23 protein-coding genes are annotated in these 25,568 nt (G+C 58.5%); 12 read left to right on the top strand and 11 right to left on the bottom strand.

Features of this window, described 5'->3' with window-relative positions; all coding sequences use genetic code 11:
* Nucleotides 1-2 precede the first annotated feature (2 nt).
* Both flgC and flgB read right to left on the bottom strand, forming a co-directional pair.
* Nucleotides 3-413: a flagellar basal body rod protein FlgC gene (gene flgC, locus CWI75_RS01170; RefSeq protein ID WP_101519630.1), complete on the bottom strand. Its 411-nt coding sequence runs from the start codon at nucleotides 411-413 to the stop codon at nucleotides 3-5.
* Nucleotides 413-817 (bottom strand): flagellar basal body rod protein FlgB, encoded by a 405-nt coding sequence (flgB, locus tag CWI75_RS01175; protein ID WP_101519631.1) that lies wholly within the window; start codon nucleotides 815-817, stop codon nucleotides 413-415. The genes flgC and flgB overlap by 1 nt, the downstream gene beginning before the upstream one ends.
* 267 nt (nucleotides 818-1,084) lie before the next feature.
* Between flgB and flgA the strand changes: the two genes are divergently transcribed.
* The 5 genes from flgA to CWI75_RS01200 all read left to right on the top strand — a co-directional run bounded on the left by flgA (nucleotide 1,085) and on the right by CWI75_RS01200 (nucleotide 4,720).
* Complete coding sequence (gene flgA, locus CWI75_RS01180) at nucleotides 1,085-1,777, top strand: flagellar basal body P-ring formation chaperone FlgA (RefSeq protein WP_162299961.1); 693 nt, start codon at nucleotides 1,085-1,087, stop codon at nucleotides 1,775-1,777.
* Between the two features lie 101 nt (nucleotides 1,778-1,878).
* Complete coding sequence (flgM, locus tag CWI75_RS01185) at nucleotides 1,879-2,181, top strand: flagellar biosynthesis anti-sigma factor FlgM (protein ID WP_101519633.1); 303 nt, start codon at nucleotides 1,879-1,881, stop codon at nucleotides 2,179-2,181.
* The gene (locus CWI75_RS01190; protein WP_101519634.1) at nucleotides 2,181-2,675 is read left to right on the top strand and encodes a flagellar protein FlgN; all 495 of its coding nucleotides are present in this window, start codon (nucleotides 2,181-2,183) and stop codon (nucleotides 2,673-2,675) included. Before flgM ends, CWI75_RS01190 begins: the two co-directional genes overlap by 1 nt.
* Nucleotides 2,676-2,717: 42 nt before the next feature.
* Entirely contained in the window at nucleotides 2,718-3,413 is a 696-nt protein-coding gene (locus tag CWI75_RS01195) for a flagellar brake protein (RefSeq protein WP_101519635.1), read from the top strand.
* Between the two features lie 20 nt (nucleotides 3,414-3,433).
* Nucleotides 3,434-4,720, top strand: a complete 1,287-nt coding sequence (locus CWI75_RS01200; protein ID WP_101519636.1) for an EAL and HDOD domain-containing protein — start codon at nucleotides 3,434-3,436, stop codon at nucleotides 4,718-4,720.
* Nucleotides 4,721-4,734: 14 nt separating this feature from the next.
* On the opposite strand, the gene CWI75_RS01205 is transcribed toward CWI75_RS01200, so the two are convergent.
* Complete coding sequence (locus CWI75_RS01205; protein ID WP_101519637.1) at nucleotides 4,735-6,621, bottom strand: putative bifunctional diguanylate cyclase/phosphodiesterase; 1,887 nt, start codon at nucleotides 6,619-6,621, stop codon at nucleotides 4,735-4,737.
* Nucleotides 6,622-6,905: 284 nt separating this feature from the next.
* On the opposite strand from CWI75_RS01205, the gene CWI75_RS01210 reads away from it, so the two are divergent.
* Both CWI75_RS01210 and CWI75_RS01215 read left to right on the top strand, forming a co-directional pair.
* A complete protein-coding gene (locus CWI75_RS01210) occupies nucleotides 6,906-7,820 on the top strand; it encodes a cation diffusion facilitator family transporter (protein ID WP_101519638.1) in 915 nt (304 codons plus the stop codon).
* Nucleotides 7,821-7,877: 57 nt separating this feature from the next.
* Nucleotides 7,878-8,921, top strand: a complete 1,044-nt coding sequence (locus tag CWI75_RS01215; RefSeq protein ID WP_101519639.1) for an NADP(H)-dependent aldo-keto reductase — start codon at nucleotides 7,878-7,880, stop codon at nucleotides 8,919-8,921.
* A gap of 74 nt (nucleotides 8,922-8,995) precedes the next feature.
* Here the strand turns inward: CWI75_RS01215 and CWI75_RS01220 are convergent, their stop codons facing one another.
* On the bottom strand, nucleotides 8,996-11,140 hold the full coding sequence (locus CWI75_RS01220) for a putative bifunctional diguanylate cyclase/phosphodiesterase (RefSeq protein WP_101519640.1): 2,145 nt from the start codon (nucleotides 11,138-11,140) through the stop codon (nucleotides 8,996-8,998).
* 196 nt (nucleotides 11,141-11,336) lie between these two features.
* Here CWI75_RS01220 and CWI75_RS01225 point away from each other — a divergent pair, with 196 nt between their 5' ends.
* On the top strand, nucleotides 11,337-12,182 hold the full coding sequence (locus CWI75_RS01225) for a hypothetical protein (RefSeq protein ID WP_146003524.1): 846 nt from the start codon (nucleotides 11,337-11,339) through the stop codon (nucleotides 12,180-12,182).
* Nucleotides 12,183-12,325: 143 nt separating this feature from the next.
* Entirely contained in the window at nucleotides 12,326-12,958 is a 633-nt protein-coding gene (locus tag CWI75_RS01230; protein WP_101519642.1) for a superoxide dismutase family protein, read from the top strand.
* Between the two features lie 8 nt (nucleotides 12,959-12,966).
* On the opposite strand, the gene CWI75_RS01235 is transcribed toward CWI75_RS01230, so the two are convergent.
* Both CWI75_RS01235 and ectB read right to left on the bottom strand, forming a co-directional pair.
* Nucleotides 12,967-14,331 carry an aspartate kinase gene (locus CWI75_RS01235; RefSeq protein ID WP_101519643.1) on the bottom strand — a complete coding sequence of 455 codons (1,365 nt, stop codon included), beginning with the start codon at nucleotides 14,329-14,331 and terminating at the stop codon, nucleotides 12,967-12,969.
* Between the two features lie 65 nt (nucleotides 14,332-14,396).
* Nucleotides 14,397-15,665, bottom strand: coding sequence for a diaminobutyrate--2-oxoglutarate transaminase (ectB, locus tag CWI75_RS01240; RefSeq protein ID WP_101520078.1), 1,269 nt, complete (start codon nucleotides 15,663-15,665; stop codon nucleotides 14,397-14,399).
* Nucleotides 15,666-15,891: 226 nt separating this feature from the next.
* Here ectB and CWI75_RS01245 point away from each other — a divergent pair, with 226 nt between their 5' ends.
* From CWI75_RS01245 to CWI75_RS01255, 3 genes are read left to right on the top strand one after another with little or no spacing between them, the layout of a single operon-like run.
* Nucleotides 15,892-17,154 (top strand): OmpP1/FadL family transporter, encoded by a 1,263-nt coding sequence (locus tag CWI75_RS01245; RefSeq protein ID WP_241521033.1) that lies wholly within the window; start codon nucleotides 15,892-15,894, stop codon nucleotides 17,152-17,154.
* Nucleotides 17,154-17,612, top strand: a complete 459-nt coding sequence (locus CWI75_RS01250) for a YeeE/YedE family protein (protein ID WP_101519645.1) — start codon at nucleotides 17,154-17,156, stop codon at nucleotides 17,610-17,612. Before CWI75_RS01245 ends, CWI75_RS01250 begins: the two co-directional genes overlap by 1 nt.
* A complete protein-coding gene (locus CWI75_RS01255; protein WP_101519646.1) occupies nucleotides 17,609-18,040 on the top strand; it encodes a DUF6691 family protein in 432 nt (143 codons plus the stop codon). Before CWI75_RS01250 ends, CWI75_RS01255 begins: the two co-directional genes overlap by 4 nt.
* A 15-nt stretch (nucleotides 18,041-18,055) precedes the next feature.
* On the opposite strand, the gene CWI75_RS01260 is transcribed toward CWI75_RS01255, so the two are convergent.
* From CWI75_RS01260 to CWI75_RS01280, 5 genes are all read right to left on the bottom strand, one after another.
* Nucleotides 18,056-20,080, bottom strand: a complete 2,025-nt coding sequence (locus CWI75_RS01260) for a CocE/NonD family hydrolase (protein WP_101519647.1) — start codon at nucleotides 20,078-20,080, stop codon at nucleotides 18,056-18,058.
* A gap of 27 nt (nucleotides 20,081-20,107) precedes the next feature.
* On the bottom strand, nucleotides 20,108-21,409 hold the full coding sequence (locus CWI75_RS01265; protein WP_101519648.1) for an ATP-grasp domain-containing protein: 1,302 nt from the start codon (nucleotides 21,407-21,409) through the stop codon (nucleotides 20,108-20,110).
* A 184-nt stretch (nucleotides 21,410-21,593) separates the two neighbouring features.
* Nucleotides 21,594-22,769, bottom strand: coding sequence for a saccharopine dehydrogenase family protein (locus CWI75_RS01270; RefSeq protein ID WP_101519649.1), 1,176 nt, complete (start codon nucleotides 22,767-22,769; stop codon nucleotides 21,594-21,596).
* Nucleotides 22,770-22,818: 49 nt separating this feature from the next.
* Entirely contained in the window at nucleotides 22,819-23,709 is an 891-nt protein-coding gene (locus CWI75_RS01275; RefSeq protein ID WP_101519650.1) for an SDR family NAD(P)-dependent oxidoreductase, read from the bottom strand.
* Nucleotides 23,710-23,809: 100 nt separating this feature from the next.
* The gene (locus CWI75_RS01280; protein WP_101519651.1) at nucleotides 23,810-25,564 is read right to left on the bottom strand and encodes a SulP family inorganic anion transporter; all 1,755 of its coding nucleotides are present in this window, start codon (nucleotides 25,562-25,564) and stop codon (nucleotides 23,810-23,812) included.
* Between the last annotated feature and the right edge of the window lie 4 nt (nucleotides 25,565-25,568).

Below are 25,568 nucleotides of genomic sequence, written 5' to 3' on the forward strand. Positions count from 1 at the left end.
GCTTAGTTCCCCAGACTCAAGGTTCTCAACATGAGGTCCTTGGAGGTATTCAGGATTTCAACGTTGTTCTGGTAGGCCCGGGAAGCGGAAATCATATTGGTCATCTCCGCGCCCAGGTCCACATTGCTGCGATAGATGTAACCCGCTTCATTGGCCTCCGGGTGGCCGGGATCGTATTGCGCAACGGGATCAGCCGCACTTTCAACCACGCCCAGCACCCGCACCCCGGCGCTCTGGTCACTACCCGTGCCGTTGATGATGGTTTCGAACATGGGGTGGCGAGCGCGGTAAACCTGCTCCGGGTCGCCACTCACAGAATTCATGTTCGCCAGGTTGGAGGCCGTGGTATTAAGGCGTACCGATTGCGCACCCATGCCGGACCCGGCGATATCAAAGACCCTGAACAGATCCATTAATTGTTACCTCCCTTGAGGGCACTGATGATCGATGTAATGCGACCCGTTAGAAACTGCAGGCTGGCCTGGTAACGCACGGAGTTCTCGGCAAAGGCTGCCTGCTCGCGATCCGCTTCCACCGTGTTGCCGTCCTGGGAAGGCTGCAGGGGTATTCGGTACTTGAGGGTCACCTGGTCGGCGGGCCCTGCACCCAGGTGCTGGCCATCCGTAACCCGCAGCCGGGTACCCGAGCCGACCTGGGTGCCGGCATTGGCCAGGGCCTCCCTGAAATCCATATCTCGCGACTTGAAGCCCGGGGTATCGGCATTCGCCAGGTTGTTGGCAATCACCGTATTACGCTGGGAGCGCAAGGTGAGTGCATCCTGGTGGACACCAAAATAATTATCCAGATTAAAACTCATAGTCGGGCTCAATACTGCCTGTGCAACCTAAACGCTGATGCGTATCCAACAGCAACATCCATGCCATCACAACGGCACCTGTAACTGCGCGGCCTGCGCAGATGGCAAACCCCTGCAGACGGCAATAACTTGCCGATGTGGCAAATCACAGCCACGTGGCATGTTATTTGCTGCCGTTTAATGACAGCCAGCGGCATCCCCAGCCCGGCCACCACCAGATCGAGGAATCCGGACCATGACAACCGTTCACCCAGGGCCATACCGCCGGTGAAAAAATACCTTGCCATCGCAGCGCTGGCCGGCCTTTTATCCGTGCCATCAGCGAGTGCGACCGAGGCTCGCCAGTCGCTGGACGCCATCCGCACGGCCGCCGAGCAATTTGTTCTAAATCGCCTCGGCAGCACTGCGAGCGGCGCCAGCGCTACCGCCGGACAGCTGGACTCGCGCCTGCGGCTGGCCCGCTGCGAACAGCCCCTGCAGGCGTTCGCCGTTGCCGGTGACCGGCTTGGGGGGAACACCAGTGTGGGTGTGCGCTGCCCGGGAAGCTGGAAGCTCTACGTGCCGGTAAAGGTGGAAGTCCTGCTGCGGGTACTGGCGCTCAAGCGCCCCCTTGAGCGCGGCAGTATTTTGACGGAAGCCGATCTGGGCCATGTCCTGGTTGACACCCGCCGGCTTGCCCAGGGGTATTTCACCAGTATCGCCGCGGTGAGCGGCCATACGGTGAAACGCTCGGCGGCCTCTGGTACCATCCTGACCAATGCCCTGATCGAGGAATCCGCGGTCATCAGCCGGGGCCAGCGCGTTTCACTGAGCGCCAGCGGCACTGGCATTGCCGTTCAGGCACCGGGACAGGCACTGGCCGATGCCCGCATGGGTGAACGGGTACGGGTGAAGAACCTGTCTTCGGGAAAAGTTGTGGAGGGGATTGTAAGAGGGCCCGGCAATGTCGAAGTGCAGTAAGCCGCGCGACAAAAACGCGGCAAACCGGGAATGCTGGCCTAAAGATTGCTTTATCATTGCCGCTACAACTCTATCAGGGTCACGATTACAGGAGTTAACCAATGCCTAACAGTGTCAATGGTCTCGGCACGGCGCCCCCGCAGGGGCCATCACGCCAAGCCGCGACACCGGCCAGTGACGGGCAGGCGAAGACCGCTACCGGCGCCAGCACCGCCGATACCCTGCAGCTGACAGACTCCGCGCGACAGCTGCAGCAGCTTGTCGAGCTGGCTGCCGCCGCCGAGACAGTCGATAACGCGCGTGTTGCGGCTACCCGCCAGGCCATTGCCGATGGCCAATACACCGTTGATACCCGGCAAATTGCCGACAACCTGCTTCAGTTCGATGAGCAGCTGGGCGGCTGATGAGCATGCTGCAAAGCCCCAGACAATGTGCCACTGCACTCATTGGATTATTCCAGGAGCAATGCACGTGCGCCACGGCACTGCGGGATCTGCTGGCTCTCGAACGCACGGCACTGGGTAATGGTGATACCGCAAAACTGGACACCACGGCGGAGGGCAAGAACCAGCTTATGAGCCAGCTGGAAGAGCTCAGGTCGAGGCAGGCACAGCTGCTGGCCACACTCCCCTTCGGCACTGCTGAAACTGCCCTGGAACAGGCTCTTGATTGGTGTGACAATACCGGCCATGTTCGCTCCGCCCAACAACAAGCCCGACTGGTACTGACTGAATGCGACCGCGACAACAGGCGCAACGGCTTGCTGGTCCAGCAACGGTTGAACTACGTCAGGCGGGCGCTGGATGTGCTGCACAGCGCGCACGCCGACTCCATGATCTATGGCGCGGATGGCAACCGCGATTTCGGCAACTCCTCCCGGTTACTCGCCGAGGGCTAGGCCCGGAGCCCGGTACGTTGACTTTCCTCACAGTAGTGCCCCATGAGCGATGATACCGTCGTCTCGAAGGCCGATGAACTGACCAGCCTGCTCGGGAGTGTACACAAGCAACAGCTGGCCATTCGCATCCTTGCCGAGACCTCGGCTACCCCGGAACCCTCCCTGCTGCTGGCCATCGATCACCGGCCTCGCCGACTTATTTTTGATGCGCCACGAAATCTTGATGCGGCGCACTTCGCCGTGGGCAAGCGGATAACCGCCTTGACCTATAAAGATGGCGCAGAATTGCGTTTCGACGTGGGAATCCAGGCGGTTGCCGGGTTTCGCGGCTATCCAGCGCTACAAACGAGTTGGCCGAAGCAGTTGATCTACCGCCAGAGACGCAAGGCTTTTCGGGTTCGCCTGGGCAGTAGCGAAAACAGCCGAATGGAACTGTACGGCGACGATGGCAACCAGCTCCGTGGCCAGCTACTGGACTTTTCCGCAAGCGGCTTTGGTGCCTTGATAGAACGATCCGCTCCCCTGGTGATGGGGGAAATCATTGATTATTCACTGGACGTCGGTGGCGTGTATTTTTCCGGCAAGGTCGAAATCCGCGATTTGACGATACCGTCCCAGGGCCGGTTCATGCGGATCGGCGCGGCGTTGGTGAAACTGGAGCCGCAGGCACAGAAACAATTGGAGCGCATCGCCAGGGACCTGGAACGACGCAAAATCCGCAGCAACAATAATCGCTGACACACGAGGAGCCATAATCAGTGAACAATCTCGAAACGGGTGACGCTTTAGCAAAGGCAGCTGCTACTGCGCCCGACAGCAAAGGACACCAGGTACATTTTGCACGGCAGCCAATTTTTGACGGCAGGCTGGAGGTTTATGGCTATGAGATGCTGTTTCGCGAGTCTCCGCAGAATGAGGCTGCCATTACCCCGGGTTCTCAAGCAGGCAAGATCGCCACCGCCAGGGTAATGTTGAATTCCATCATGGACCTGGATGTGGAGAAACTCACCGAGGGCAAAATGGCGTTCTTCAATCTTTCACGCGAGTTTTTGCTGGACGACAACGGACTGCTGCTTAACGGAACCAATATCGGCGTTGAATTACTCAGCAGCGCCGGAACCGGCAGTGAGGTGGTGCGGGCCCTTGAGGTCCTGGCGCTGCAGGGTGTGGTGATTGCACTGGATGACTTTTCCTGGCAGGCCGGGATTGAACAACTTCTGGACTCGGCTGCCCTGGTCAAGCTCGACATCCAGAAAGCCGACCGCGCCTGGCTGGCCTCGACTATCATCCGATTGCGCAACTGGCCAGTGAAGCTGGTGGCCCAAAAGGTTGAAACCCAGGAAGAGTTTGCGTGGTGCAAAGCCCAGGGTTTTGATTATTTCCAGGGTTACTTCCTGTGCAAGCCCACAGTTGTGGAGCAGCAGCGACTCCCCGACAGCAAGATCAATACCCTGCGCCTTATCGCCGAACTGCAAAAACCGGATATCACACCGGAAGACCTGGAAGCGGTCATTCGCAATGACATGGCATTGCACTACCGTCTTCTGAGAACCGTGAACTCAACCTACTACGGCTTGTCGGTGGAGGTGAAGTCGATCGGCCATGCCGTGGTTATCCTGGGCATGGCAACCGTCAAGCGCTGGGCACACCTGCAGCTGGTCGCCGGTTCAGATGATACCCCGGCAGAAATTATCCGCCAGGCATTGATCCGGGCCCGGATGTGCGAACAACTGATCCCCACCCTACCGAAAGAAACCAGAGATACTGCGTTTACCACCGGTATGTTTTCCCTGCTGGAGGCGATACTCGACTCGCCCATGACATTGATTGTCTCCCAACTGCCTCTGGACCAGGATATGGCGGACGCGCTTACCCGGCATGAAGGGCCCTTCGGGCGCCTGCTGAAGGCGGTGATCGCCTATGAACAAGGGCAATGGGATGAACTCGACAACAGCCTGTTCAGCACGGATGATCTTGCGGCCTGCTACCTTGAGGCGGTGCAGTGGGCAAGAGAGCAATTTGACGAGCTGAGCAGAGAGACCTGACGGGGCAGGCTTGCTCAATCGACAGGAAGAATATCAAGGGCCCGCGCTGCAACAAGCGGACGCCCTGAAGACTGTTCAATAAACGCCACCAGATGCTCGAATGTGAGTGGACGAGAGAAATAGTAGCCCTGGAAATAATTGCAGCCACGGGTCATGAGAAAGTCCCGTACCTGAACGGATTCAACGCCCTCGGCAATTGTCGCCAACCCCAGGTGCCGGGCCATGGACAAAATGGCTTCCACGATTCCCGCATCGTTGTTGTCCGTCAGCACGTCCAGCACGAATGACTGGTCAATCTTGATGGTATCCACGGGTAATTTCTTGAGGTAGGCCAGCGATGAATAACCGGTGCCGAAATCATCTATCGAAAACAGCACACCGAGCGCCCGCAGGGCCTGCATGGTACTGATTGCGCGTTCGACATTATCCAACAGGCTGCCCTCTGTCACCTCGAGACGCAACCGCGACAGCGGCGCCGCCGACTCGGCAGCAATTGCAGTAACGGTATCTATCAGGCCCGGCAAGCGAAACTGCCGCGCACTGAGGTTTACCGAGATCGAAGGTGTGGCATCACCAAAGTGCCCGATTAACCTTACCAGGTCGGTGCAGGCGGTACGCAGGACCCATTCGCCCAGTTCCAGGATAATCCCGCTCTCTTCCGCAATCGGGATGAATTCCGCGGGAGAGACCATGCCGCGCTCGGGGTGCAGCCAGCGCACCAGTGCCTCGACGCCAATCACCTGCCCGCCGTGATCAACCATGGGCTGGTAGTAAAGCCGCAACTGGTCATCGCGCAGCGCAACCCGCAACTCCCGATCAATCTTCAAACGCTGACTGGCGGCCTCGTGCATGGCGCCATGGTATGAACTTATGGCATTGCGACCACTGGCCTTGGCATCGTACATGGCGGTATCGGCCTGTCGCATAAGGTCGTCAATATCCACACCGTTTTGGGGAAATACAGTTATCCCTATACTGGCTGACATGAAAAGCGCCTGTTCCTGGGTCTCATAGGGCAGGTCGGTGAGCACGCGCTTGAGATCTTCGGCAAACCGGCGGGCGGAGGTGTCCGCCAGTGCGCCGTTGACGCTCAGGTCAGAAAGCAGCACCACAAATTCGTCACCCCCCAGCCGCGCGGCAATATCCTCGGCGCGCAGCCGGCCACGCAGCCGGCCGGCGACCTGCTGCAGCACGTGGTCGCCTACCGGGTGTCCCAGCGAATCGTTGATGGTCTTGAAATTATCCAGATCCAGGAACAACAGTGCACCGCCGATACCATGGCGCTGCGCCCGCGCCAGATTGCGGTCGATACACTCGCGCAGATAGCGCCTGTTGGGTAGTTGGGTCAGGTCATCGAAGCGGGCCTGGTGTGAGGCCCAGCCCTCTGCTTCCTGGAAGTCATAGCGGGCACGTAACGACTCGGTGATGGTTTCGTTCAAACGCCGGGCAGAAACGTGCATGGCGATCAGGAATAACAGAATCATCGACACCATCAGCCAGCCCAGGCGCCCACCTTCGACCATGAAGCAGAGCATCAAGGGTACCAGTGACAAAACCATAAAACTGTTAACGGCATAGCGTATTGACGACAGGACCGATATAGCGCTTGCCGTGACCCCCGCCAGCGCAAACGCAAGAATCACCTGGCTTACGGGATCCCCCGGGGCAAACAACACTACGCCGGCGCTACCCCAGACCATACCTGCAGCCACCGCACCGAGAGCGGCTCTGCGCTCCCAGCTGGTAGCGCTGCGTTTTTCAGGGACTCTCTGGTAGGCCCGCATATCCCACCATCGCGCCGCCACCATCAACAACAGGCACCCAAACCAGCTTGCCACCCGAAAGCCATTAAGGGCAGGCAGGAGGATGGCGCCCAGAATCACCCCGTTTACCGTGCTCATCAGCAGGGATAACCTTAGGGATCCATACAGCAATTTGACCTGGCCAGCATGGATGGTGGTGATTACTGTGTTCGAACTCGTGGGACTCTCTGCCACTGCGCCCCTTCCGAAGCCTCACTATAGGCTATTGAGCCTACCGGGCGGCTTCATGGCAAGTCAACTATTGTCTCGCACTACCCCCAATTACCGGAATCGGCGACACCTGAAACACTACAGCGGCTTTGCCAAGCAGTCACAAGTGCTCTAACCTTCAACACCCGATCACCACCAAGACACGCCCGCGCATGAACAACCCAATCTCCCAGGCCGAGGGCGCACGACTTCTCAAGCTCGCCACCAACGCCTCAATCGCGGTCGCATTGCTGCTGATCGCCGCCAAAGGGATGGCTTACTGGCAAACCTCTTCCATGAGCATCCTGGCTTCACTGGTCGATTCACTGATGGATTCGGGCGCCTCGCTGTTCAACCTTATTGCCGTACGTTATGCGCTGGTGCCCGCAGATCGACAGCATCGGTTTGGTCACGGCAAGGCAGAGTCCATTGCCGCCCTTGCCCAGAGCACTCTCATTATCGGCTCAGGGTTGTACCTGGTTGTAGAGGCCGGCCGGCGGCTGATGAACCCGGAACCACTGACGGCCTTTGGCATGGGCGTTGCCGTCATGGTATTCACCGTTGTTGTGACTATCGGCCTGGTAGCGTTGCAAAGTTATGTGATCCGTCGCACCGGCTCGGCGGCCATACGGGCAGACTCGCTGCATTACCGCACCGATGTGCTGACCAATTCAGGGGTCATTGTCGCGCTGATACTCGCCCAGTTTGGCTGGCCGGGGATGGACCCGCTGTTCGCGATCGCCACCGCCATTTATATCCTGTACTCGGCACGGGCGATCATGCGCGATGCGTTCAATGAGCTACTGGACAGGGAACTGCCCGAGGAGCAGCGGGCCCTGATCCAGAAAATAGCCGAGGACCATCCCGATGTAAAAGGTGTGCACGACCTGCGTACCCGCAGTTCGGGACGGGTAGAGTTTATCGAACTGCACCTGGAACTGGATGGCAACATGTCTTTACTGCGTTCACACAGCATATCCGATGAGGTGGAGGACGCCATCATCAAAAAAATACCCGCGGCTGACGTTGTCATTCACCAGGACCCCGCGGGTATCGACGAAGTGCAGCAGGACGAACAGCTGGAATAGCACTTCGGCGAAAAGAGCCTGGATACATCCCACGCAACTAACACTGGAGGATCCGTAATGGAATACCGCAAGCTCGGCAACACCGACATCGACGTCAGCCTCATCTGCCTCGGCACCATGACTTTTGGCGAACAAAACAGCGAGCCAGAGGCTTTCCGACAGCTGGATTATGCCCTTGATCGCGGCGTGAACTTCGTTGATACCGCCGAGATGTACCCGGTGGCTCCCCGGCCCGAAACCCAGGGTGCATCAGAGCGCCACGTAGGTGCCTGGTTGAAGCAGTCGGGCAAACGCGACCAGATCGTCCTGGCCACCAAGGTGACCGGGCGCGGCGACCAGAATTCCGGTGTCAGCCATATCCGCGGCGGCCCCCGGCTCAGTCGCAGCCATATTCACGAGGCCATTGATGGCTCGTTGCAGCGTCTCGGCACGGACCATGTGGACCTCTACCAGGTGCACTGGCCCGAACGGGCCACCAATTTTTTTGGCAATCTGGGCTACCGGCACCTGGATAATGACGGCATTGGCATTGAAGAAACCCTGTCTGCCCTGGGAGAACTGGTCACCGCCGGCAAGGTACGGCACATCGGCATCTCCAACGAAACCCCCTGGGGCGTCATGGAATACCTGCGCCTGGCACAGGAAAAGAAGCTGCCTCGCATCGTCAGTATCCAGAATCCATATAACTTCCTCAATCGCTCCTTTGAAGTGGGGTTGGCGGAAATGGCCATCCGGGAACAGGTTAGCCTACTGGCTTACTCCCCACTCGCCTTTGGTACGCTAAGCGGCAAATACCTGAACGGCGCCCGTCCGGCAGGATCGAGACTGGCGCTTTTTGACCGCTTTGTCCGTTACGGGAATCCCCAGGCAGAAGCCGCAGCGGCGGCCTACGTGGCGCTCGCACAGGAACACGGGCTGAACCCTGCACAAATGGCGCTCGCGTTTGTAAACAGTCGCCAGTTCACTGCCAGCAATATCATTGGCGCCACCACGATGGAGCAGCTGCACAGCAATATTGACAGTATCAACCTCGTGCTGGATAAAGCCCTGCTCAATGCACTGGATACCATTCACCAACAGTACTGCATTCCCTCACCCTGAGGGTCAACACCCGTCGCCGGTGCGCATGCTGTGGCGGCGCCCGGCAGTACCTCCAATCCGGCAACAAATAACCTTCAACCGCCCAGTGGCCTTAGAAATTCGCGCTCAAAGTCCGTCGCCGGCAGTGGTTTGCTATAGTAAAACCCCTGCGCGCAGTCACAATTGTGAGCGGTGAGATAGCGCGCGGTATCGTAATCTTCCACACCTTCCGCCACCACCCGCAGCCTGAGACTCTGGCCCATGCGAATAATAGCCTCAACGATCGGCGCCGCATTGCCGCCCGCGGCGATGTTGTGGACAAAACTCTGGTCAATCTTCAGCTCATCCACGGGCAGGTTTTTCAGGTAGCTAAGTGAGGAGTAACCGGTACCAAAGTCATCCACTGCGATCCGTACGCCCAGGCGTTCAATGGCCCGCACACGGTCTGCGGCACCCTTGAACTCTGTCATCAGCAAGGATTCAGTGAGTTCCAACTGCAGCTGGTCCGGCGGCAAACGAAAGTGCTCCAGTGTTGCACGGACGTGATCGGTGAAGTGTTCATCGCGCAACTGGACAATAGAGACATTAACCGAGATTCGCAGCGCCGGGTACCCCGCATCCAGCCAGCTCCGAGCCTGCCGCGATGCCTGTTCCAGCACCCACCTCCCCAGGGCAATCATGACATTGCGGTTATCTTCCGCCAACGGAATAAAGCGATTCGGGGGAACCGCCCCCAGCTGGGGATGGTGCCATCGCAGCAATACTTCAACGCCCACCACGTTACCGGAATCCAGAGCAACCTGGGGCTGAAAATGCAGTGACAGCTGCCCCGCCTCCAGCGCCTTGCGAAGATCGCCCTGCAGTTCCCGGCGTTCGGCAGCGCGCCGGTGCATTTCGGGAGCGAAGAAGCGGATGGTGTTACGGCCCTGCCTCTTGGCCTGGTACATGGCGATGTCGGCATGTTTGATAAGGGCCTGGGGATCGGTACCATCTTCAGGAAAAACACTGACGCCGAGACTCGTGGACAATTCAACCGTTGTCCTGGCGATGTCATAAGGTGCCCGCACCCGCCCCATAATCTTCAGTGCCAGCTCATTCAGGTCGGCCAGTTCGCCAAAATCGGTCAGCAGGATCACGAACTCGTCCCCGCCCAGGCGACACACCGTATCGGCGCGTCGAACGCAGACCTGCAGCCGCTTCGCCACCTGCTTCAGCAGTTCGTCTCCGGCCGCGTGGCCAAGCATGTCGTTAACGTCCTTGAACAGGTCGAGGTCCATATACAGCAACGCCAGCCGGCCAGGATTACGCTCTGCGTGGGCGATCTCCTGGGTCAGCCGGTCGATCAGCAGGGAACGGTTAGGCAGGTTCGTAAGCGGATCATGCGTTGCCAGATAGCCCAGCTCTGCGGTTAACGCGCGGATCTTGCTGACGTCGCGAAAGGTTGCCACCAGGCCGATAAACCTGGCGGCGGAATCCCGCAGTGGTGCGATGAATTCCTCTACCGCCAGCAGCGCACCATCGCGTTGCTGCAGCAGTACCTCACCGTCATGAGGCGCTGCCTGGTCTGCGTCGGCAGCCATGCAAACCAGGCAATTCACCGGCTCCCGGGTGGCTGCATCCAGTACTACCAGCACCTTGTCCGCCGGCTGGCCCATGGCCGCATCAGAGGTCCAGCCACTGATCTTTTCCGCGGCCGGGTTCATGTAAGTGATACAGCCCCGGGTATCGGTGCTGATGACCCCATCATCTATACTGCGCAAGGTTACCTGCAGCTGTTCACGCTCCTTTTCAAGTGCCCGGTTCGAGCGCTCGACATAGGTCACGACACTTTGAATGACCGCATCGTCCAGTGCTTCATGGAGAAATATCAGCTCATCGGCAGACAGGGTGCCGGCCTGCTGTGCGAGTTGCTGCATAATCACCGTGCGCAACATGCTGTATTCGCGGGTCGCATCTTCCAGCGAAAAACCCAGCTCCCAGCGCTGCCGGGCATGAGTGACAGGGCCTTCCTCCGGGAGGCCGATAATTGCCTGCGGCCCCACAGCCTGTTCCGCGTGTTCCGCGATCGTGTCGAGAATGGTCGGGATATTGTTGCGCTGTTGTTCGCTGGTTAACTTCTTTGTCGCTGCCAGCATGCTCCGGTCCAGATCCTCCCACTTACGGAGAATCGTCTCGCGTTCGCCGCGAAGAAATTCATGCAAGCGCAGTGTGGGCTGGCCTGAAGCCGGTTCCCGGGTCATAGCGTCCCCCTGTTGGTGTCAGGCTTTACAGTATAGACCTGACCGCCGGTTTGACCCCCCCTGCGCCACGATTGACCGAAAACCCGAAAATCCCTTCGCGAACCGACATGGCCGATAAATCCGGTTGAACTTTGTGGACCGCTAATTTAGGCTTTCTTCCCGGGAAACAGGTGATAACAAAAGCAGAGAGGTCTCATTGCACAAGCTAGTAGGTACTCTGTTTTTATGCGGTCATTCCATCCTGGCGTCGGCATACCAGGTGCCGCTTACCAGCCCCGCATTGAATCTGGAGGTAGACCACCAGCTGCTGGATTTCTCCCTCGACTATGCCTGGCAGGGGCGTTTCAGGGACGCCGAAAACCAGGTCGACCTGGCCCAGTCCATTAGTAGCTCTCTGCGCAGTAGCGCCCTTAACGACCTGCTGGCGGCAAAAGCCGTGCTGCGTATGGCCAGCGTGCTGGAACTGCGTGAAGAACGCTATCGACACCAGTTAAGCTCCGAGTTCAGTCGTGCACTCAGCGCCCATGTCAATCTTGATATCCACGGCAGCTATACTCTGAAAAAACCCTCTCGGTGGGCATCCGAACAGCTGACCACGGATTACTCCATACAACTGGACACCGAATTGCTTGACGGTCGCCTGGCGATGACCGGGACCTACCGGGAAACATTCAAACGCCGGCGTGCGCTGCAAAATACGCTGACCGCAATGGACATCGATTCCCGCTACCACGTCGGCTCCGGGCTGCAGCTGGACCTGTCAGGTACGGTTATGCGGACATCGGGAACGACAACTGCAGGCTTCGAGCAGCAGCGACTGCAGGCTGGCATATCCTGGAGCCCCGCCTCTGACTATGATGTCTCATTCCGACTCAACCGACGCGAGGATACCCGTATCGGACGCGACGATATTTTCGGCAGTGGCAGTATCATCTGGAGTCCGGAGCTTAACTGGCAACTGGAGTTCCGTTATGATGACTATCTGGTCGAAGACATGGAAGGAATACTGTTCCGCGCACGCATTGATCTGGGGCCCGGCTAAGGCAACTGATGCCCGGCCTGCGCGTTTGTTGATATCGGCGGCATTATCTTCTATAAATGAAGCAATGGCCGCGGTTTTTCCAGGGCACAATTTGCAGGCGCCCAGTCACGTTCCATACTTTCCATTACGCTTGAGAGGTGCCCATGAAACTGATTCTATCGAACCCGCTGAGCCGTATCCCCGCCCTGGCTGTGATATGCGTGGCCGTCCTTGTTACCGGTTGTGATACCGGCGAAGAACCACCGACCCGGGCCCCGGTGGATAATGGCCGTTCAGACTATGCAACTCGTGAGAAGCCAGAGCCCGCAATCACGGTGGCAGTTGCTGAAATTTCGCCCACCAGCAACGGCAATGCTGAGGGCACGGTTCGCTTCCGCCAACCTGCCGAGGACGCGATGATGCGTGTTGAAGTGGACCTCCAGGGACTGGAGCCCGGCCTACACGGCTTTCATATCCACGAGTTCGGAGACTGTTCCGCGCCTGACGCGAGTTCCGCCGGGGGTCACTACAATCCCCGAGACACGCGCCACGGCTCGCCCGACGATGAGGAACACCATGTCGGCGACATGGGCAACATAGAGGCCGATGAAGACGGCAAGGTCAGCACTGAGCTGGAGTTCTTTCACCTTACTTTTACCGGCCCCACCTCAATTCTGGACAAGGCCGTCGTTATTCACAGCCAGGAGGACGATTTTGAAACCCAACCGACTGGTAATGCAGGCGCCAGAGTGGGCTGTGGCGTGATTCGCGTCCCTGTTGAGCAGGAAACGCTGTAATCACCCGATCAGGAGCGGTCAAGCAGCGTGTCATAGAGTATCTGCAAGGCGTCATCGGCGACCGCGTTGGCAACGGCTATATGGAAACATATCTGTGAGGGGCTCTGGTCAATCATCGCAATGGGGATATGAGCATTCCCCAGCGCACCAAGTGCCTGGATGATCGGGTAGGCATTGTTTTTGAGGCCGATGCCAACGGGCGTCAGCACGGATAGATTGTACTCAACATTCATGAAATCGGGTTTTAATTTCCTATCTATGCGCCGGCGGAGATCATTAATGCTGCCCAGCAAGTCATCCTGATTGACGAGAACGGCCATGTCATCCTTGTCCGTCGGGTAATGATACGTATTAATCCGGAACTCCTGGAAGATTTGCAGCAGATCGGCGGTAAATCCGACCTCTTCGCCCAACATATCCTTTTCCAGATAGATGTACGCCATGTTATCGAGGCGGGCTATGCCGACGATATCCTCTTCGGGCACCCGCTCGTTGAGAATCAGTGTGCCGGCAGCCATCGGATCGTCGGTATTACGTATATGGATGGGAATTTTGCTGTCGCGACACCTCAACATGGCATCCAGGTGAAAGACATTAAAGCCCTTTGAAGACAGTAAACGAATTTCCTTGAAGGTCAGGCGCGTGATAACCCGGGCGCCACTGATGACCCTTGGGTCGACTTCATAGACACCGCTGACATCGGTCCAGTTCTCATATTTTTCAGCATCCAGGGCGAAGGCAATTTCACCACCGGTCAGGTCCGAACCGCCGCGGGAAAAGACGGCGACTTCATCGTCCTCGGTAACACCATAAAAACCGGGAACCACGGAGATGTCTGGGAAGGTGGCAAGAGATGCCATATTTTCATAGGCTGTGGGCAAGGTCCGGGCATTCAAATAGTCGCCCCCGACCCGCAGGCCAAAATGTTCCGGCAACCGGGCCGAGGCGGCCATGCCACACTGCTGGAAATACGCAGCTATAATCAGGGCATTATAATGCTCTCCCCTGGAGGCCAGGAAGGCGGTTCGTTTGTCACCGGATAATTCGGTATCAAGGTCTTGCGCCAGGGCTTCCAGAAAACAGCCCGCATCGACATCCAGGTCATCGGCTATGTCAGTAAACTTCTGCAGAACCGCACTACGGCATTGAGAGACCGGCAGCTCGATGCGCTGCTGACGCAAATGCACGCCGTCGGTGGCGATATTGATCAGGTGATCGGTAATTTTGTACTCGTTTGGCTCGCTGCGCCCGGGAGCGGACACCACAATCACCCGGCGGCGGGGATCCTGCTGCACAATCCTTCTGACCTTCTTGATCTGCTCTGCGTTGGCAACAGAACTGCCACCGAACTTGCTGACAATGCAGTCGGTCAAAATATCCTACCTCCTCAGCGTGGTTGATACAGTTTTTAAGCTTCGCCCCTGCCCGCAAACTTCCCTTATTGCCCGGTCATGATGCTCTGCTGGTTTTCCACCAATAGCGCAAGGCAATCACGCACAATCCCGAGGCCCTCGTGAAGGATATCTTCCCCTATCAACAGTGAAGGCAGAAACTTTAGCACTTGATCATTGGCACCTGCCGTCTCAATGACAAGGCCTCGCGCAAAGGCTTGCCGGGACGCCTCACCCGCCAGCCCCGGGGCCATTTCCAGACCCCAGACCATGCCGATGCCCCGCACCTTTGGCTCTAGCTGTGGATAATCCTCAACCATCTTGTTCAGCGTTTTTTCGATGATGTCGCCTTTATACGCAACTGCCTTGACCAGGTCATCGTTATCCCAGTATCTCAGGGTCTGCGTGGCCGCGACAAAGGCCAGGTTGTTACCACGGAATGTGCCCGTGTGTTCGCCCGGCTGCCACTGGTCAAGCTCTGGCCGAATAAGCAAAAGCGCCATGGGCAAGCCGCCGCCAATGGATTTGGAGAGACAGACCATATCCGGGTGAATTCCCGCACGCTCGAAACTGAAAAAGGTCCCGGTGCGCCCATTGCCGACCTGAATGTCATCGACGATCAATAAAATGTCAAATTCCCGGCAGACCGCCTGCAGGTTTTTGAGCCACTCAATGCCAGCAACATTGATGCCGCCTTCACCCTGAACGGTCTCCACAATCACCGCCGCGGGCAGGTCAACGCCACTGCTGCCGTCCGCCAGAAAGCGGCGCATATAATCGATCGTATCCACCCCCTCACCGAGAAAGCCGTCGTAGGGCATAAAGGCCGTGTTTATACGGGAACCGTAAGATTCATCTTTATAAAAGTAGTTGCCCGTGGCGGCGAGGGCACCCATGGTTAACCCATGGTAACCGTTGGTGAATGAAATTATGTTGGAACGTTTTTTAACCATCCGTGCGAGTTTTAGCGCAGTCTCGACTGCATTCGTGCCCGTGGGGCCGGTAAACTGCACCTTGTACTTCAAATCACGCGGCGCAAGAATCGTGTCACGGAACTTTTGCAAAAAGGCACGCTTGGCAACGGTAGCCTTGTCCAAACCATGGAGGATACCTTTATGTTGCAGGTACTGAATCATGGCATCCGTTACTATCGGGTTATTGTGTCCATAGTTCAGCGTTCCGGCACCCGCAAAAAAGTCAATAAAGCGGGCGCCGCTTTCATCGAATAACTCAGAGCCTTCTGCGCGGTCAAAAACCGTTGGAAAAGAGCGGATATACCCGCGCACTTCAGATTCCATTTCTTCAAAGATTCTCATGCCCTTGTCTCCGTGCTCATAACAGTCACAGTAGACAATATAAACCATCAAACCAGAGTGCGCTTTGTCAGGAGGCCTGTTGATGAGTTGAACAGGCATAAGCATATAATAAATTCATTGTTGGCATGTCCGCAGCGGGCCCCTACCATTGCCGCCGCGGTAACAGTGCCGACTACCCGGTCACAGTCGCCGCGATATTTTCTTCGCAGTAACAATGGTGACCGATTTGAATTATGCATCCCTACCCCTGCTGGCTGTTCTTGTGGCAGCCACACTCGCGCCTGTTGAGGCCGAGGCGACCAATGGCTATTTCACCCACGGCTTTGGCGTGCGCGCCCAGGGCGTTGCCGGGGTTGGCTATGCTCTGCCCCAGGACAGCCTCGCCGCCGCCACCAACCCTGCGGGGACCGGGCTCGTCGGCGACCGCCTGGACCTCGGTATGACCTGGTTCAAGCCGAACCGGGGGGCCGATATCACGGGCAACCTGGCAGGTGCGGATGGCCATTACGATGGCAGCGACGATGCCAGCTTCCTGATTCCCGAGTTCGGTTTTACCCAAACGATTTCAGAGCGGGCATCCTGGGGGCTCGCGGTCTACGGGAACGGTGGCATGAACACCTCCTACCGGGAAAATCCCTTTGCGGCGTTTGGCTCGACAGGACGAGCCGGAGTGGACCTGTCCCAGCTTTTCATCACTCCGTCACTGGCATTCAAGGTCACCGCAGAACACACCATCGGACTCGCCGCGACCTATGCCCACCAGCGCTTTGAAGCCTCCGGCCTCAGCGCCTTCGATAATCCCGCATTCAGCAACAGACCCGGGTCGTTGACTGACCGCGGCCACGACACAGCGGATGGCTGGGGCGTGAAGCTTGGCTGGACCGGAAAACTGCACGAACGATTCACCGTGGGAGCCGCCTGGTCTTCCAGAATTGCCACGGATGAATTCAACCGTTACAGCGGTCTTTTTGCGGATAACGGCGGCTTTGACATCCCCGAAACCTGGGGTGTCGGTATTGCATGGCAAGCCCTGCCGGCATTGACAGTCGCTGCAGACTGGCAGCACATTGACTACGGTACAACACGCTCGGTGGGCAACACACTATCGCTGTTGTTCGAGGGCAACCTGTTCGGTGCCGCCAGTGGCCCCGGTTTCGGCTGGCAGGATGTAGAGGTTGCCAAGCTGGGCGTGGTGTACACCGTGGCGCCGTCCGTTATACTTCGCGCAGGCATAAGCCACACGGACCAACCGATTCCGGAAGGTGAGACGTTCATCAATATCCTGGCGCCCGGAGTGGTCGAGGACCACGCCAGTATCGGGGCAACGTGGCAGTCGGAAACTTTCGGGGAATGGAGTTTTGCCTATACCCGGGTGCTGGAAGAAACCATCCGTGGCAATAACTCGATTCCCCTCGCCTTTGGCGGTGGTGAAGCCGACCTGAGAATGGATCAACATATACTGGGCATAGCCTGGACGAAGGAATTCTGATGACTATCGCATGGGCCGAATTCACGCCCTGGCACTCTCTGGCCGGGGGCCTGTTGATAGGCCTGGCAGCCAGTGTCCTGTTACTGGCCAATGGCAAGATCGCGGGAATCAGCGGCATTCTCGGCAACATCCTGCAGCGTAGCGGCGCCGAGCCCTGGCGCCTGGCTTTTGTGGCGGGATTACTGCTGTCACCACTGGTGCTGCTACCGGTACTGTCCCAGCTGCAGCCAAGCGCCCTTGTCACGCCGCAATTCTCGATCGCGGATCTGCTGCGATTACTGGCAGGGGGCTTCCTGGTTGGCCTGGGCACCCGCATGGCCAACGGCTGCACCAGCGGCCACGGTGTCTGCGGCCTGGCGCGCCTGTCACCCCGGTCACTGGCGGCGGTACTCACCTTCATGCTGGCGGGGTTTGTCACCGTATTCCTGTGGCGTGAATCTTTCGGGTTGCCCTTATGAAATCTGCTCTGAGCGCACTGGGCGCCGGTCTGCTGTTTGGTGCCGGCCTGTTGGTATCGGGAATGGCGAACCCGGCCAAGGTCATCGGCTTCCTGGATCTGGGCGGCCACTGGGATCCGTCCCTGGCGCTGGTGATGGCCAGCGCTATCGCGGTGTCCTGGCTGGGTGTTCGCTTCGCGGCCAGGCGCACTGAATGCCCCGTGGAAGAAGGACCGGCCAATACGGGAATCACCCGCCAGTTGCTGGGCGGCAGCGTCCTGTTCGGTATTGGCTGGGGAATTACCGGCTTTTGCCCCGGCCCGGCGGTAGCGGCTCTGGGCCTCGGTTTCTGGCCCGCCGCCATCGTGGTACTGGGTATGGTCGCGGGGTTATGGGTGGGCAAACCCAAAACGGGTGCAGCCGCCGGACCAGCCACCGCTACCGGCTAGGAGCGCGCCGGGATCCTAGACCAGCTGGCGAGGAATCGTGTAATCCCAGTTGCGGGAATAGATACGCTGCTCCCCCTCGTAGGCATCAAGCGTGGCGTGCAGCAGAAACGCCTGCGTATTCGATGTCAGTACCGTACGGGTGACGGTAGTGATATTCCAGTCACCGCGCTGCAGGGAGCGAGTCCACAGGGTTTCGCCCCGCAACGAACCGAAATCGTCATTTTGCGAACTGTAACGCTCGATGATATTGGTCTGCACTTCAATGCCCGAATCCTCCAGACGGTACCTGCCACGGTCATTGATCACCTCAAGGGTTGACAGGTCTTGCGCAAGATCCCGGTGTACCAGCCAGTTATGGTGGTCCGGTTCGAGCCGGGTCAGTGCGAGGGTAGCCGCCGCCTCGGGTTCGTCAAAAGTCACCAGGCCGGCGTCACCCTCCCGGGGAGCACGCACCGGCAGGTACAGGCTGCTACCGAGATCGTAAAGCGTCAGGCGAACCTTTTCCGGCGGCGGCCATGCCAGGGGCCAGTAAGACGTTGACAGGGAGATGCGCAGCCGGTGGCCACGAGGAAAAACCTGGGCGACATCATTCAGTTTCACGCGCACCCGATAGCGCTTGCCGGGCTCCAGCGGCGTGGGTGCCGCATGGGTCTCCCTGTGGGTCAGGTTAAGCAGCCCGTAAGTGACCCGCGTGGCCTTGTCGTCGACCGCCACGTCAGATAGCCGCACGGCGATCATGGCGACCGGTCGATCGGCGGCCAGTTCCAGCTCCAGCTCCGGCGCACCCATGATCTCTAGTGTCTCCTCAAGGGGCGGAGAGTCAAAGGTAAGAGCACCGCCATCCTCCTCGCGCTGGTCGTGGGCCAGATCCGGCCCGGAGGCGTAGGAGCACCATTTGCCGGCGAACAACCCGCAGGTGAGGGGCGACTGCAGGGTCATCGTGCTTTCTTGCCCGGGATGCTCGGCATCGACAAGCAACCGACCCGGCGCCAATGGCAACTCGCGGATACTGATATTCGACGACGGCCAGGAGGGCTCCGCTACCCAGCGCCCGGGCCGGGTATGATAAGACGTGGTTGGCGGAATACTGTCCTGCATCCACAACCGAATTGCCGGGTCCTCATCCACCCCCGTGTCCTGTCCTTTCAGGTACTGGTCCCACCAGCGCAGGCACTCCTGCAGAAAACCGATCGCGGGACCGGGATCACCCAGGTGCGGATATTTGTGACTCCAGGGGCCAATCATGCCTTTGCACAATTCTGGCAAATGCTCCACCAGACGCTTCACTGCATTGGAGTAACCATCAGCCCAACCGCTTGCAGCCAGCACCGGCACCTGCACCCGCGAAAAGTCCTCACAAATGGAACCGTGCTGCCAATAGGCATCGCGGTGTTGATGCTCAAGCCAGGTCGCCAGCCACAGGCCGCTGTTTTCCAGGCGGTCGTGCCACATCCGGCGCCAGCGCTCACCGACTATCGACGGATCCGGCGGCAGAGAGTTAAATGCGAACATGGTGGACGCCCAGGAGAGGTTGTCACCCAGCAGGCAGCCACCCATATAATGGACATCGTCGCTGTAACGATCATCGGTTGAGCAGACAGTGACAACCGCCTGCAGTTCGGGAGGCCGGCGCGCGGCCAGTTGCAGGCCGTTAAACCCACCCCAGGAAATACCGATCATCCCCACCCTGCCACTACACCAGGGCTGGGCCGCAAGCCAGCGCAGGATCTCCTCGCCGTCCGCCAGCTCCTGCTCCAGGTATTCGTCGCGCAGCACGCCACCGGAATCACCACTGCCGCGCAGGTCAACCCGCAATGACGCATAGCCGTGGCCGGCAAAATAGGCATGGTGCATGGCGTCACGGCTTGCAGAGCCGTCCCGCAAACGATAGGGGATGTATTCCAGGATTGCCGGCACCGGCTCCTCGTGGGTGCCCTCCGGCAGCCACAGGCGAGCGCACAACTCCACCCCATCGGCCATGGGGATCCATACCGGGTCGTGGCACTCCACACTGTATGGAAAATCCGTCACTACACGCATGCTGGTCCCTCGTTGGCCACTCGCGGGTCAGGCTTCCGCTGTCGCGGGTTCAATTTCAAACGGCAGCATCTTTCGGCATATTTCGATGCGTTCCTTCAGCTCGGCTTCCGTATCCGCGCCAATAAACACTACCGCCAGCTCCCAGGAAAATGAGTCCTGGTGTTGCAGCTCCGACAGATCCATACCTTCGTGCACGTGAAGCTGCACCACCGACCCGGGGAACCGGGTCTCTACTTGCCGAACTTCTTCCGGCAATGGTGCCCGCCGCACAATCCCGGGTTCGAACACCCGCAGCATCTGTTTGGCGGCAACCGCGCAGGGGCCCTCGCGATGGGGCATCCGCGGGTCACGGTCCAATGCCAGATCCACCATCACCTGCAGATGCGAGTTACCGTCAACCAGCTGGAACATCACCGCGTGGGAACGCGACAGGCGTGCGTTAACCTCCAGCAACCGGATTTCGTCGCTGTCTTCATCGTAAAAAAATTCTATGTTGAACGGCGAATTGTCATAGCCGATGGCTGTTATGAAACGGCGACTGTAGTCGAGCATTCGCTGCTTGACGGCATCGGGAATACAAGAAGGGTACTCATAACGCACCAGTACCGAGTTATGGGTGGGGTCGCGAATGCTGTCGACGATGCCGACCAGGTGCACCTCGCCATGGCGGGCATAACCTTCCAGGGTGCACTGCCGGCCACCCGAAATAATGCCTTCGGCAATACAGTGATGCCCGGTAACCGTCGCGATCTCCTCGGGAAGATCATCCAGATGGGCCATCATTTCCGCAAAGGGCTCACCGAATCGCCCGATCCCGGCCCGGATACGCGGAAGAACCTCACTCAACTGCTGCGGGGTCTCTACCAGAAAGCCCAGATGGGATGAGTGCGCCTTGATCGGCTTGATCCAGAAGGGGTAGTCGATTGTGATCGTTTCAACCGCGTTATCGGCAAAGGGGTCGACTGCCTGAAAAGACGGGACACACTCCGGCACCGACCGCTTCTGCTCCAGCCTGCTCCAGTACTTGTGTTCGCATTTCAGGACAGAGCGAAGGGAGGGCCCCGGAAGTCCCATTTTTTTCCGCACCACGGGCACCAGCCCACTGGTGGGGAAATCCCAGTAACCCACCACTGCATCAACCGATCCCGGAAACGCCTGCAACTCCGCTACAGCTTCATCAACCAGGCGGTCAAACTCATAGGTTTCGGCGGAAATGACTTTCTCCATTGAGAGCAGCCCGTGAAACTCGCAGTCCTCAACGTGGCGCAAATTCGGCAGCAGTTTTTTACCCAGTGAATCGTAGCCAATGACAAATACGTTCTGCACCATTCAATACACTCCTTCCTGCTACCCATGACAATCCACTATGAGTATAGAAAAGAACGACGATCATGCACGGCGGGCTAACCGGAGCAGCGCCCGGTTGTTGCTGACGTTACCGATACGGCACTTTACGCACGATATTTGCAGGGGGCTCTGCCTCCCTCCAGAAGAGGAAGGCAGAGCTGTTCACTCAGTCTTCGAGCTGGAAGGTCAACCCGGCATTTTGCTGCAGGCGCTCTACCAGTAACCCATCCATTGCCGGGGCGGGCGTGTAGATACCCCCAGGCACGTTACCGGGATTTTCCAGCAGGCACACGGCGCTCTCCGCAATCATCTTGGACGTTGAGCCGTAGCCTGGGTCCTTGTCGCCCTTGACGCTGGCCTTGATGACTTCGCCCTGTTCGTTCGAACCGACAAACAGGACATCGTAACGTCCGTTCTCACGCTCTTCTTTCGAAGGCCCTTCGCCGGGCTGGCGCGGGTCGTTGGCCATGGATTTGTCGGCCGCAACGGCGCGGGCCATCGCCTCGCCTTCCTCACCGGGACCGGTCAGCAGCATTTCGTCGTAGACAAAATCGTCGCCGTATTCATGGCCCAGCAGAAAATTCGAGCGATGAATGTTCTTGGTGTTAATGGTGGCCATGACAAAGGGAGCGGACCAGCTGTTCAGGTCCTCCTCGTACACGGGCGCCATACCGGATGGCTGTTCGACGCCGCTGTGCCCCTCTGTGAGGGCAAACGGGTCCATTAACACATTGATCATTTCGGGCTGTTTGGCAGCCGCGGCCATAGTGGCCTTGAAGCTCGCCAGGGTGCCTCCGGAAAATGTGCCCTTCATCACTCGCACACGCCCTTTAACCCGGGGAACCGGCGCACCGAACTTTTCCTTCGCGGCCTGCTGCAAAAACCACACACCGAGATCAAAGGGAATGGAATCAAAGCCGCAGGAAAACACAATACGGGCGCCGCTGGCTTTGGCGGCCTCGCCATGGGCGGCAATCATCTCGTGCATCCAGGCCGGCTCACCGCACAGGTCCACGTAATCAGTGCCGGCAGCGGCACAGGCGGCCACCAGGTCGGAACCGTATAACTGGTAGGGGCCGACCGTGGTTAACAGAACCTGGGTACGTCCAACCATTTCCTTAATGGAATCCGGGTTCTCGGCATCGGCAACGACCAGCGGAATGTCCCCGGCTATGCCCAGTTCATCGCGCACCGCCACCAGTTTGTCCTTGCTGCGCCCGGCCATGGCCCATTTAACCTTGCCGTTAACGCCGTACTGGGTGTTCAGGTACTCGCATACCAGACGCCCGGTATAACCGGTTGCGCCGTAGACGATAATGCCAAGTTCACGGGAGACAGACATACGCTTGTTCCTTTTTTCCTGAATGAAAGAGTAACAGAGTGAGCACCAACTAATCTGTAAATCCGACGACATCCTCGTTCAGCACACCGGCCAGCAAGGGACTGGCCGCAGCGCGTTCAAAGGCGGCGTCAATCGCCTGGAAGCGCTTTTGCACTACCGAGCGGTAATTGGGGTGGGTAAAAATATAAAGCTCATTGGCCACCAGCGCCTCTACAACCCGCTCACCGACAATCTCGACCGCGAGGCCATTGTCGATCACCTTTTGCATGTGGGCAGCCATGGCGCTGCCCTTCGCTGAATCAGCCGCATCATCGTTTTCGCCGCCATACTCGGCCTGCCTGTTGCGACTGGACAGGTTGATCCGGGTTTTCACAAAGGCCGGGCACAGCACCGACACCTGGATGTTATGGGGCTGCAATTCCGCATGCCAGCTTTCCGACATGCCAACCACTGCGACCTTGGTGGCGGTGTAGGCGCCGGCAAAAGGCACACCGCCCATACCGGCCATGGACGCCACATTCACCAGCCAACCACCCTCACCGTGTTGCTTGATCAGCGGGATCATGGTCTGGGTGCCGTAGACGATGCCCATCAGGTTAACATCCACCACCCAGCGCCAGTCCTCGATGTTACTGCGTTCAATGCTTTCGCCGATAGCGCCCACGCCGGCGTTGTTCACCAGCATGTGCACCTTGCCGAAGCGCGCAACCGCCTGTTCCGCCACCTCCGCCCATTGTTCAACCCGGGTGACATCCATGACACAGGCCAGAACATCAATACCCTGCGCCTCCAATTGTTGCCTGGCGAGTTCCAGCTGCGCCGCATCGATATCACCGAGCACCACGCTCATGCCCTGCCGGCCCATGGCCTGGGCAATGCTCAGGCCAATACCTTCGGCGCCGCCGGATACCACTACCGTTTTTCCTGCGAAATTGCTCATAACTGACATATCACCTGTTATTGGTTTTTAAGAAGCACGAGAGATGTACGGCCATATTGCCCCGTTGGCTCAGTAAAAGAATGCGGAAGTCCCGCCGGGATCAAATCTCCCAGTTATGCGGCGCGGGGCCATGGCCGGCATCTTCCAGTTCCGAAACATGGGCAACGGCGGCGTGCTGGGAGAGGAACACCTTGCCACTCAGGTCATCAAGAAAATGGGTTTGGCGCAGTACATCCATCACCGGCCCCTTAACTTCCGACAGGTGCAGCGTAATACCCCGATCCGCCAGCTGTCGATTCACTGATTCCAGGGCCTCCAGCGCGCTGAGGTCAATTTCATTCACTGCCGTGCACAGGAGGATGACATGACGTACCTCCGGCTGCTTATCGAGCAGGCTGTAGATATGGGATTCGACAAAATTGGCATTGGCGAAGTACAGGCTCTCATCCACTCGCAGCGAAAGAATATCGCTGCGGGTAATAACCTTGTGCCGCTCCACATTGCGAAAGTGCCCGGTACCGGGCACTTCGCCCACCACGGCCATATGCGGCCGCGACGTTTTGTAAAGATGCAGTGCCAACGATACCAGTACACCGCAGGCAACCCCGATCTCCACACCCAGGCCCAGGGTAACAAGAATAGTGATTGCCACGGCGGTGAAATCGGAGAAACCGTAATTCCAGGTGCGGCGCAGAATCGAGAAATCAACCAGCGACAGCACCGCAACAATGATGGTGGCGGCCAATGTTGCCTGCGGCAGGTACGCAAGCGAAGGCGTAAAAAACAGCGCCACAATCGCAATACCGAAAGCGGTGAATGCGCCCGCTGCGGGGGTCGCCGCACCGGCGTCGAAATTGACAATGGAACGGGCAAATCCCCCCGTTACCGGGTAACCACCGGAAAACGCCGAGGCCATATTGGCGGCACCCAGCCCGATCAACTCCTGGTCTGGATTGATGCGCTGTCGCCGCCGGGCCGCCAGGGTGTGGCCAACGGAGACCGACTCCACGAAGCCGATAATGGAAATCAACAATGCCGACACCGCCAGCTGGCTCAGCTCACCGGGGATTATCGAAGGCAGCTGCAGTGACGGCAGCCCGGATGGCACCGCACCCACCAGCGCCACACCATGACTGCCGAGATCCAGAGCCCAGGCGGCGTAACTGGTGGCCACTACGGCAATGACCGGGCCGGTGCGGGTCAACATGGCCGCCCAATAATCGTTCATGCCGAGCCGCATCAGCAGAGGCTTGAGACCGCTGCGTATCCAGAACAGAAACAGCAGCGTTAATGAACCCACGACCAGGGTGGGTATGTGCAACGTCTCGACGCTACCGGCAAGGCTGTCCAGCAGGTGCACCAGGTTATCGCCGCCACCCTGTACGCCCAGTACATGGCGCAATTGGCTGACCGCGATAATAATTCCCGAGGCGGTAATGAATCCTGCGATCACCGGGTGCGACAGAAAGTTCGCCAGGAATCCCATGCGCAGAAGACCAAACAGCAACAGCATGCCGCCGGACATAAAGGCCAGCAACACCGCTGCCTGGATGTACGCGGCGGTGCCCGCATCCGCGAACTGGCCGATAGCCGAGGCCGTCATCAGCGACACCACCGCGACCGGGCCAACCGACAATGTGGTACTGGTGCCGAACAACGCGTAGGCCACCAACGGCAACATGCTGGCATACAGGCCCACCTGGGGTGGCAGCCCCGCAAGCATGGCATAGGCCAGTGATTGCGGGATCAGCATGATGGTGACAATAACGGCGGCGAGACCATCGCTGGCCAGTGACTCCCGATTGTACCTGCGTCCCCAATCCAGGATCGGGACAAACTGCTTGAATGGTGGCATCAGT

Source organism: Kineobactrum sediminis (assembly GCF_002868715.1).
In the GTDB taxonomy this organism is placed as follows: Bacteria; Pseudomonadota; Gammaproteobacteria; order Pseudomonadales; family Halieaceae; genus Kineobactrum; species Kineobactrum sediminis.

What these genes read in the sequence shown, in the direction of transcription:
- CWI75_RS01230 (WP_101519642.1), top strand. Translation starts at nt 12,326, where the DNA reads ATGAAACTGATTCTATCGAACCCGCTGAGCCGTATCCCCGCCCTGGCT.
- flgM (WP_101519633.1), top strand. Translation starts at nt 1,879, where the DNA reads ATGCCTAACAGTGTCAATGGTCTCGGCACGGCGCCCCCGCAGGGGCCA.
- flgB (WP_101519631.1), bottom strand. Translation starts at nt 817, where the DNA reads ATGAGTTTTAATCTGGATAATTATTTTGGTGTCCACCAGGATGCACTC.
- CWI75_RS01255 (WP_101519646.1), top strand. Translation starts at nt 17,609, where the DNA reads ATGAAATCTGCTCTGAGCGCACTGGGCGCCGGTCTGCTGTTTGGTGCC.
- CWI75_RS01275 (WP_101519650.1), bottom strand. Translation starts at nt 23,709, where the DNA reads ATGAGCAATTTCGCAGGAAAAACGGTAGTGGTATCCGGCGGCGCCGAA.
- CWI75_RS01260 (WP_101519647.1), bottom strand. Translation starts at nt 20,080, where the DNA reads ATGCGTGTAGTGACGGATTTTCCATACAGTGTGGAGTGCCACGACCCG.
- CWI75_RS01195 (WP_101519635.1), top strand. Translation starts at nt 2,718, where the DNA reads ATGAGCGATGATACCGTCGTCTCGAAGGCCGATGAACTGACCAGCCTG.
- CWI75_RS01190 (WP_101519634.1), top strand. Translation starts at nt 2,181, where the DNA reads ATGAGCATGCTGCAAAGCCCCAGACAATGTGCCACTGCACTCATTGGA.
- CWI75_RS01265 (WP_101519648.1), bottom strand. Translation starts at nt 21,409, where the DNA reads ATGGTGCAGAACGTATTTGTCATTGGCTACGATTCACTGGGTAAAAAA.
- CWI75_RS01270 (WP_101519649.1), bottom strand. Translation starts at nt 22,769, where the DNA reads ATGTCTGTCTCCCGTGAACTTGGCATTATCGTCTACGGCGCAACCGGT.
- flgC (WP_101519630.1), bottom strand. Translation starts at nt 413, where the DNA reads ATGGATCTGTTCAGGGTCTTTGATATCGCCGGGTCCGGCATGGGTGCG.
- CWI75_RS01250 (WP_101519645.1), top strand. Translation starts at nt 17,154, where the DNA reads ATGACTATCGCATGGGCCGAATTCACGCCCTGGCACTCTCTGGCCGGG.
- CWI75_RS01215 (WP_101519639.1), top strand. Translation starts at nt 7,878, where the DNA reads ATGGAATACCGCAAGCTCGGCAACACCGACATCGACGTCAGCCTCATC.
- CWI75_RS01280 (WP_101519651.1), bottom strand. Translation starts at nt 25,564, where the DNA reads ATGCCACCATTCAAGCAGTTTGTCCCGATCCTGGATTGGGGACGCAGG.
- ectB (WP_101520078.1), bottom strand. Translation starts at nt 15,665, where the DNA reads ATGAGAATCTTTGAAGAAATGGAATCTGAAGTGCGCGGGTATATCCGC.
- CWI75_RS01205 (WP_101519637.1), bottom strand. Translation starts at nt 6,621, where the DNA reads ATGAGCACGGTAAACGGGGTGATTCTGGGCGCCATCCTCCTGCCTGCC.
- CWI75_RS01220 (WP_101519640.1), bottom strand. Translation starts at nt 11,140, where the DNA reads ATGACCCGGGAACCGGCTTCAGGCCAGCCCACACTGCGCTTGCATGAA.
- CWI75_RS01210 (WP_101519638.1), top strand. Translation starts at nt 6,906, where the DNA reads ATGAACAACCCAATCTCCCAGGCCGAGGGCGCACGACTTCTCAAGCTC.